Source organism: Parafrankia sp. BMG5.11, assembly GCF_004337455.1.
Genome location: NZ_SJXI01000051.1, coordinates 101319 through 108745, shown reverse-complemented (window position 1 = coordinate 108745; position 7427 = coordinate 101319). Strand labels below are relative to the sequence as shown.

Genomic DNA, 7427 nt, shown 5'->3' with positions numbered 1-7427 from the left:
GGACCCTGACCTGGGACCGCGGTAAGGAGATGGCCGGGCACGCCGCGCTGACCGCCGGCACGGGTCTCGGGGTCTACTTCGCCGACCCGCACAGCCCCTGGCAGCGCGGCACGAACGAGAACACCGACGGGCTGCTACGCCAGTACTTCCGACTTGTATGGGGGAGCGGTGTCGTGGTCGGGTTTGCTGCTCGTAGCGTGCCGTAGGACATCGGTCGGGTTGACTCGAGTACTTCCTGCCGCCTGCTGGCTGGCTCGCTTTGGGTGTGTCGTCCCGGCCGGTGTCCGTTCGCGGCTTGACTCGACAGAGGCGTGACGGCGAGGCGCAGTATCTCGAAGTCGGGCTGTCGGCCGCGGATCCCCATGTCGTCACGAGAAGGGGCCGCCCTCGATGATGTTGATCGGCGTCGATCCGCACAAATCCACCCACACAGCGACCGTGGTCGAGCCCGACACCAATCGGCAGGTCGCCTCGATCCGCATCGACGCGACGTTGCCGGAGTACCGGCGGATGCTGAGCTGGGCCGCTCGATGGCCGCAGCGCCGGTGGGCGGTCGAAAACGCCGAAGGCCTCGGCCGGCACCTAGCTTCGTGGCTGCTCGCGCGTGGCGAGCAGGTAGTGGACGTCCCTTCCACTGCGACAGCACGGGTCCGTCAGCTGTCTCGCGGCGGGGGCCGCAAGAACGACCGCCTTGACGCTGCTGCGGCAGCCTGCGTGGCGGCGTTCCAGGGTGACGCGCGGCCATTGGCCGCCGAAACTGCTGCCGACGCGTTGGCCGTGCTGGACGAACAGCGGGTCAACCTCGCCCAGGCGCGAGTCCGCGCGGTGAACCAGCTGCACGCTCTGCTGCGGGCGTTGCTGGCTGGCGGCGCGCCGAAGGACCTGTCCGCGGCCACCGCGGCCGCCCTGCTGCGCTCGGTCCGCCCGAGCGGAGACGCCGAACGAGCCCGCAAGGCCGTCGCCGGCGACCTCGTTGCCGAGATCCGCTCCTTGGACACCCGCCTCAAGGCCAGTGCCAAGGCCATCAGCGCCCTGGTCGACGAGTCCGGCAGCACGCTGACCAAGACCGTCGGCGTCGGCCCGATCATCGCGGGAAGACTCATCGGCAGGACCGGGCGCCCCTCCCGATTCCCGAACTCCGCCGCCTACGCCAACTACGTCGGTGCCGCGCCCGTCGAAGTGGCCAGCGCCGGCAAAGCCCGCCACCGGCTCTCCCGCGCCGGGGACCGCCAGCTGAACTCCGCACTGCACACCGTGGCCGTCACCCAGATCCGCACACTGCGCAGCCCCGGCAACCTCTACTACCAAACCAAGATCGCCGAAGGGAAAACTCCACGGGAAGCCAGGAGATGCCTCAAACGCCGCCTGGCCGACCACCTCTGGCGCGTCATGATCGCCGACGAACGCCGTGCGGCGGCGAGCCCGGGAGGACACCCGGGGACGACTCTGCAATCCAGCGCGGCTGGCTCAACCCCGACCACCAGCTCTTCGGACAAGTCACTTCCCAGGCCCGCCAGCTGATGACTCTACGACGCCCTGACCCGGTCAGCTTGACAAACACAGAGGCACCCAAGGGCACCGACCTGTCCCGCTGGACCCGCCACGAACTCGCCACCATCGCCGCGACCCTCAACGACCGGCCCCGCAAGACCCTCCGCTGGAAGACCCCCACCGAAGCGATGAACAACCAGCTACTCTCACTCCAACAGGCCGGTGTTGCGACGACCGGTTGAATTCGGTCAAGATACATCGGATGCCTACCATCGCGTCCTGAAAAGCCACGGTGTACGCCCATCGGTCGGGGCCACCGGAGTGTGTTGGGATAATTCCGCCGCGGAGTCGTTCTTCGGAACACTCAAGAACGAACTCGTCCACCGGGAAACCTATCCGACCCGCCGCGCCGCGCGTACGGCGATCGCCGAATACATCGAGGTCTTCTACAACCGGCAACGACTCCACTCTGCTCTCGACTACCGCACCCCAGAACACATCGAGCGCGCATACCACGCAACCTAGACCGAAGGGAAGGAAGCAGCATAAAGCTGATGTAGTCCGACTACACCGGTGTCCGAGAAACGGGCAGCACCTCAAAATATCTGGCCGCCTCTTCGGGATGCGCGGAGTCGTGCCCGCGCCGCTCGTCGACATCCACCGGCCCGGCATCGACCCAGCCTGACCCAGGCCCTGGCCGCCGACGCGGCCCGATTCCACACCCAGCTCCCCAGGAAACCGGCGAAGGCCGGAGGGCGGCACCGGGGGGCGGGGCCGGGGAAGGGACCACGCCTCGCCTCATCCTCGCCATGTGACGGCGCCATGCACCAGCGCGGTGGGGCGACAGTTCCCTGACAGATATTGACAGTGTCACTGCCAACTTGGCAGCATCACTGCCATGAAGTCGTCGCTGCGGGAGGCCCGCTCCGAGGTCGTGCGCGAACGCGTGCTCGACGGTGTGGCCGCCCTGCTTACGGCCGGGGAGGACCTCACCTTCGCGAAGGTGGCGAAGGAGGCCGGCGTTCCCGAACGCACCGTCTACCGGCACTTCGCCACAAGGGAAGCGCTGCTTGCCGCGGTCTTCGCCTGGGCCAACCGACGGATCGGGTTCGACGGTGAGCTGCCGACCGACGGTCGGGGCGCCGTCGCGCTCGTACGGCGGGCCTTTCCAGGGTTCGACGCGGTAGCCCCGGTCATCCGGGAACTCCTACTCACTCCCGAGGGCCTGCTCGCTCGCCTCTCGAGCCGGGAGCAACGCCAGAGCGCCGCCGTCACGCTCGTCCGCGCGGAAGCGCCCGGCCTTGGTGCTGAGGACACCCGCCGCGTCGCCGCGGTCGTCCAGCTCCTCACGACCGCGTCCACCTGGCAGACCCTGCGCGACTTCTGGGAGATGGACGGTACGGAGTCCGCCGAGTCGGCCGCTCTCGCCCTCGAGCTCCTCCTCGAAGGCGCCCGGGCCCGAGGTGTCGCCCTTACCGCCCCCACGACTGCCGCCCACGCAACCGGCGGCATCGCCTCCGAAACAAACGCCTCCGAAACAAACGTCCCCTGAACGAAGACCCTTGAACCTTGCCCTGCCCGGGAATGACCGAAGGATCTCACATGTCTCTGCTCGTCGGCGTCAACCACGTCGCTGTCCTCACCGGGAACCTCGACCGGTTCATCGACTTCTATCACGGGGTCTTCGACCTGGACGTCGTCTTCAGCGAGACGACCCCGGCCTTCCGGCACGCGATACTGCGGACCGGCCCGCATTCCTGGCTGCATCCCGCCGAGGTGGTCGGAAATCCCCACAGCGCCGCGCTGCCCGCGATGTTCGACCGGGGCCACCTCGACCATCTTGCCCTAACAGCCGAATCGCCGGAAGCGTTCGAGACCCTGCGCGCCCGCCTCGTCGCGTGCGGCGCCAGCGACGGCACAGTGGAGGATCTGGGTGCGTTCCATGCCGTCTGGTTCACCGATCCCGACGGCATGCGCGTCGAGCTCATCGTCATCGTGGACGCCGAGCTGCGGGACATCCACGAGCCCCGTCCCCTCGCTGATTCCGCCGCCTGACCCGGGTGGCGAGCCGGCCCACGCCGCACACACCGAGCCGGCGGCGTGTCGCGCTGCCTCCGGGAAACGCTGGCCGCCTGGCGCCAAAACCGGGTCTGGATCATCCGGCAGCCGAGCTGCTCCGAACAGAAGACAACTGACCGCCTTCCGTCCGGAGCTCTCATGCCCCGGCCCCATCCCCATCCCTCCTACAGCCGTTTCCGCCAGGCCGTCTTCGGTCTGCTCGCCCTTGTCGCCCTGGCTGGAGCCGTCCTCATGGGCGCCGGACCGGCAAGTGCGGCGGCTGCGGTGGACTGCTCGCCCCACTGCAACACGCCGCGTCCCACACCGCTGCCGCCGCTGCCGCCGTCAGGTCCGGTGACCCTGCCGCCGGTGGACCCCGACATCCACCCGTACGTTGGACCGGTCCCTGCTCAGGACAACGCCGTCGACACCGCCTGGGCACGCCGGTACGCCGTCCAACTGATGTACGAGAACCCGGCCTGCAACGACCTCATCACTGGAAAATTCACCCAGAAGGCAGTGAGCATTCTACGGACCATATCCATCTTCGACGCCACGGCCCCAACCCAGCCGGCCGTCGGGGAGGGTGGAGGACTGCTTCCCTGGCGCGACGGTGGCCGTTCGCCTCAATCGCGGCGGGACGCACCACGCGGAATGCTGTCGGCATTCGGCAGCGGTCCGTCTATGCCGAACAGGACGCTGGCGCCGCCGTTCCAGTAGCGGCCCCCGTCCCGCGCGATCAGAAGCGGAGGTGGTCGCGTTCGTCCTGGTCGAGGTCGTGCAGCAGGCTGGTCAGCAGGCTCACCGGGTAGCTCCTCGTCGCGTTGGCCTGAGCCGGCGCATGATGTTCGCGGCGTTCGTTCGGGTACCCGGACAGCCCCGTCTCACACCGCGCTGAGCCGCCGTACGCCAGGCAGGCACGTCTCACCCCACCCCGCGGGCGGTGGGTTACCGACATCGGAGGGGGTAGGCCCGAAAGGAGAAGTGAAAGCCGACACGGAGGGTGTTATGCGTACACCGGCCCACGGGCATCGGGAGGTAGAGACCAAGTTCGACGTGAGTTCGACGTTCGTCGTCCCGGCCCTGACCGGTCTTGCCGGGGTCGCCTCGACCGCCGGGCCGACGGAGGAGCATCTCGACGCCGTCTACTACGACACCGAAGATCTGCGGCTTGCCCGCAACCGCATCACGCTGCGACGGCGCCAGGGCGGGCATGACGCCGGCTGGCATCTCAAGTTCCAGAACTCGGGGGCCGGCCGGGACGAGATCAGCCGTCCGCTGGACGCGATCGAGCGGGACCCCTCCGCCGAGGGCACTGTCCCGGGCGAGTTCGCCGACCTCGTGGCCGCCACCACCCGCGGCAGGCCCCTGGCCCCCGTCGCGAGGGTGCGGACCGTCCGCCGCGCGACCACTCTGCGCGCCCCCGACGGACGGGACCTGGCGGAACTAGCCGACGACGAGGTCCACGCCCAGACACTGGGCACGTCGACGACGCTGTCCCGCTGGCGGGAGATCGAGGTCGAGGCCCTCGGCGACGACCTCGACGTCCTGCCGGCGGCCGGCGCGGTGCTGTGTGAGGCCGGGGCCCGGCCGGCCGCCGGGCCGTCCAAGCTCGCCCGGGCACTCGGATCGCGGGCGGCGCGGCCGGAACTCCCCGAGCTCCCCGCCGACGGCGCCCCGGCCGGGGGAACCGCGGGTGAGGCCGTCCGCGGCTATCTGGCGACCCATACCCGGGCCCTGCTGGCCGCTGACGCCCGCGTGCGCCTCGGCGATCCCGAGTCTGTTCATGACATGCGGGTCGCCGCCCGCCGGCTGCGCAGCGCCCTGCGCACGTTCCAGCGGCTGTTCGACCCAGCACCGGCGCGCGCGCTCCAGGCCCGACTGCGGGAACTGAACCTCCTGCTCAACGCCGCCCGCGACGGCGAGGTCCAGCTCGAGCGGTTCACCGCCGGGATCGACGCGCTCGACGAACGGGACCTGCTGGGCCCCGTCGCCGCCCGCGTGCAGGGCCATCTGCGCGCACAGCACCTGCGCGGCCGGGAGCAGGCCCTGACCTGGATGCGCGACGCGCAGTACCTGGATTTCGTCGACGACCTGATCGCCTTCGTCGGCGAACCACCGTATTCCGCCCTTGGTCGCCGCCCGGCAGGGCCGGCCCTGCGCGCCCCGATCCGCAAAACCGACCGCAAGCTGCGCCGCCGGGTCGATCGAGCCCTCCACACCCCCGCCGGCGACAGCCAGGACGTCGCCCTGCACGCCGCGCGGAAGGCCGCGAAGCAGCTGCGCTACGCGAGCGAGGCGGCCACGCCGGTCTACGGGGAACACGCCGCGAAGCACACCAGGCGAGCCAAGAAAATCCAGAACAGCCTGGGTGAGCACCAGGACTGCGTCGTCGCCCAGGGCGTCCTGCGCGAGTTCGCGATCGCCGCCAACCAGGCCGGCGAATCCTCCTTCACCTACGGCCTTCTCCTCGGCGGCGAGCGGGAACAGGCACACCTGACCAGGGATGTCTTCGCCGCCCGCTGGCCGAAGCTCTCCCGCCGGCGCCACCGCCGCTGGCTGCACTGATACACCACCCCAGAACGGGGCACAGATGCTTTTATCGCACTGATGGATGTGGGGACGTGGGCCTGGTGACCCGGAAGGCCCGAACGGCTGTCGCTCCACCCGGCATGCGGCGCTCCCCAGCCCCCGTCCCCGGGGCACGGCGCCCAGAGCGAACGCGGCGAACGGCGGAGCCGACGCGGACCGCCGCGCACGCCCTGCGGGAGACGACGGTGATCGCCTCCGACGGGGTGTCCCTGCATGTCGACGAGATCGGCCCGAGCGACGCGACGCTGACCCTCGTCTTCGTGCACGGCTTCTGCATGACCGCGGACGCCTGGTCCTCCCAGCGCCGGAATCTCGCCGATCTGGGACGCACGGTCTGCTACGACCAACGCGCGCACGGCCGGTCGGGCCCGTCCGACGCGGAGCACTGCACCCTCGCGCAGCTCGCCGATGACCTGCTCCGGGTCCTCGACGACCGGGTGCCGACCGGCCCGATCGCGCTCATCGGTCATTCGATGGGCGGGATGACCATCCTCGGGCTGGCCGAGACGCACCCGGAGCTGTTCGGCGACCGGATCGTCGCCGTGGCCCCGCTGTCCACAAGCGCGGGTGGGCTGGCCAGGTCGGTACTCGGCCTGCCGGCCATGGTCGCCACCGCGGCGCGCCGGACGCTGCCCGGTGTGGCCGCCGCGATGCGCCACTCCCCGTCAGTGCTGGAACGGGCCCGGTGGCGGGGCAGCAGCCTGTCGAGGGCGCTGACCCGACGGCTCGGCTTCGGCACCACTCACGTGCCAGGCGAGGTGGTCGACCGCCTCGAGAGGATGATCGCGGACACCCCGATCCCCGTGGTCGGCGCCTTCCTGCGCACGCTGCTCGACCACGACCGGTTGGCGGCGACGGGTGTGCTGCGGGACGTCCCCACGCTGCTTCTCGTCGGCGACGCCGACCTCATGACTCCCCTGGAACACAGCAGGGCGCTGGCCGAGGCCGTGCCGGCCGCCGAACTCTCCGTCGAGGCAGGTGCCGGGCACGCGGTGATCCTCGAACGCCCGAACGCGGTCAGTGCCCGCCTACGCGAGCTGATCGACAGGACGCTGCCGGGCCGCCGGGTGTGCCGGTGCCCAAGCCTGCGTCCGATGACCCCAAGCCTGCGTCCGATGACGCGGACCCGGCGCATCCCCACCACCGGCGATCGACAGCCCTGAGACCCGAAGAAAGGAAGGACGGTACGGCTGTTGGGCGCGCAGGCGCACATCGGTACGTCCGGCTGGAGCTACGCCCACTGGACCGGCGTGCTGTACCCGCCAGGCACGCCGGCGCGTCGACTC

7 protein-coding genes and 4 pseudogenes are annotated in these 7427 nt (G+C 70.2%); 10 read left to right on the top strand and 1 reads right to left on the bottom strand.

The genetic code is table 11. The annotated features are described in order from the left end of the window. The 7 genes and pseudogenes from E0504_RS30855 to E0504_RS30825 all read left to right on the top strand — a co-directional run. Positions 1 to 149 (top strand): annotated as a pseudogene (locus tag E0504_RS30855) (transposase); the annotation flags it as partial. Between the two features lie 241 nt (positions 150 to 390). Further along, on the top strand, positions 391 to 1521 hold the full coding sequence (locus tag E0504_RS30850; RefSeq protein ID WP_131626292.1) for an IS110 family transposase: 1131 nt from the start codon (positions 391 to 393) through the stop codon (positions 1519 to 1521). 47 nt (positions 1522 to 1568) lie between these two features. After that, a pseudogene (locus E0504_RS30845) lies at positions 1569 to 1733 on the top strand (IS30 family transposase); the annotation flags it as partial. A 7-nt stretch (positions 1734 to 1740) separates the two neighbouring features. Beyond that, positions 1741 to 2016: pseudogene (locus E0504_RS30840) on the top strand (integrase core domain-containing protein); the annotation flags it as partial. A 373-nt stretch (positions 2017 to 2389) separates the two neighbouring features. After that, the gene (locus E0504_RS30835) at positions 2390 to 3043 is read left to right on the top strand and encodes a TetR/AcrR family transcriptional regulator (protein WP_112109106.1); all 654 of its coding nucleotides are present in this window, start codon (positions 2390 to 2392) and stop codon (positions 3041 to 3043) included. Between the two features lie 50 nt (positions 3044 to 3093). Further along, on the top strand, positions 3094 to 3546 hold the full coding sequence (locus E0504_RS30830; protein WP_112109105.1) for a VOC family protein: 453 nt from the start codon (positions 3094 to 3096) through the stop codon (positions 3544 to 3546). Positions 3547 to 3708: 162 nt separating this feature from the next. Then, entirely contained in the window at positions 3709 to 4269 is a 561-nt protein-coding gene (locus E0504_RS30825; RefSeq protein WP_131626291.1) for a hypothetical protein, read from the top strand. A gap of 19 nt (positions 4270 to 4288) precedes the next feature. Here E0504_RS30825 and E0504_RS30820 read toward each other — a convergent pair whose 3' ends face one another. Continuing rightward, complete coding sequence (locus E0504_RS30820; RefSeq protein WP_112109104.1) at positions 4289 to 4477, bottom strand: hypothetical protein; 189 nt, start codon at positions 4475 to 4477, stop codon at positions 4289 to 4291. Positions 4478 to 4557: 80 nt separating this feature from the next. Between E0504_RS30820 and E0504_RS30815 the strand changes: the two genes are divergently transcribed. The 3 genes and pseudogenes from E0504_RS30815 to E0504_RS54435 all read left to right on the top strand — a co-directional run. Beyond that, positions 4558 to 6117 (top strand): CYTH and CHAD domain-containing protein, encoded by a 1560-nt coding sequence (locus E0504_RS30815; protein ID WP_131626290.1) that lies wholly within the window; start codon positions 4558 to 4560, stop codon positions 6115 to 6117. A 209-nt stretch (positions 6118 to 6326) separates the two neighbouring features. Next, positions 6327 to 7304 carry an alpha/beta fold hydrolase gene (locus E0504_RS30810; RefSeq protein WP_306769281.1) on the top strand — a complete coding sequence of 326 codons (978 nt, stop codon included), beginning with the start codon at positions 6327 to 6329 and terminating at the stop codon, positions 7302 to 7304. Between the two features lie 30 nt (positions 7305 to 7334). Next, a pseudogene (locus tag E0504_RS54435) lies at positions 7335 to 7421 on the top strand (DUF72 domain-containing protein); the annotation flags it as partial. Positions 7422 to 7427 lie beyond the last annotated feature (6 nt).

Excerpts from the sequence above, each read along its gene's own strand:
- E0504_RS30850 (WP_131626292.1), top strand. The coding sequence starts at position 391 with ATGATGTTGATCGGCGTCGATCCGCACAAATCCACCCACACAGCGACC.
- E0504_RS30815 (WP_131626290.1), top strand. The coding sequence starts at position 4,558 with ATGCGTACACCGGCCCACGGGCATCGGGAGGTAGAGACCAAGTTCGAC.
- E0504_RS30835 (WP_112109106.1), top strand. The coding sequence starts at position 2,390 with ATGAAGTCGTCGCTGCGGGAGGCCCGCTCCGAGGTCGTGCGCGAACGC.
- E0504_RS30825 (WP_131626291.1), top strand. The coding sequence starts at position 3,709 with ATGCCCCGGCCCCATCCCCATCCCTCCTACAGCCGTTTCCGCCAGGCC.
- E0504_RS30830 (WP_112109105.1), top strand. The coding sequence starts at position 3,094 with ATGTCTCTGCTCGTCGGCGTCAACCACGTCGCTGTCCTCACCGGGAAC.